This window comes from Sinisalibacter aestuarii, from assembly GCF_027923545.1.
GTDB lineage: Bacteria > Pseudomonadota > Alphaproteobacteria > Rhodobacterales > Rhodobacteraceae > Sinisalibacter > Sinisalibacter aestuarii.
Genome location: NZ_BROH01000037.1, coordinates 1 through 308 on the forward strand (window position 1 = coordinate 1; position 308 = coordinate 308).

Genomic DNA, 308 nt, shown 5'->3' on the forward strand with positions numbered 1-308 from the left:
AATGGTCGATCATTCAGCCGCTTCTGCCGCAGAAGTCTCGCGGGGTGCCGCGGGTCGACGATCGGCGGGTGATCAACGGGATCCTCTATCGCTTCCGGACGGGGGTGGCCTGGGCGGATATTCCGGACCGCTATGGGCCGCACAAGACCTGCTATAACCGCTTCGTGCGGTGGCAGAAGGCGGGGCATTGGCAGGCCATTCTCGATGCGGTCACAGAGACTTACGACGAGCTGATCATGATCGACTCGACGATGATGCGGGTTCACCAGCACGGCGCCACGGCCGCAAAAAGGGGGGCGCCGATCATG

The 308-nt window shown here is 63.0% G+C and carries 1 protein-coding gene; it reads left to right on the forward strand.

Annotated features, from left to right (window positions below; translation table 11 throughout):
* Positions 1–308: IS5 family transposase (locus QMG28_RS20900; protein WP_281844153.1), on the forward strand; the 308-nt coding region annotated here is incomplete at both ends.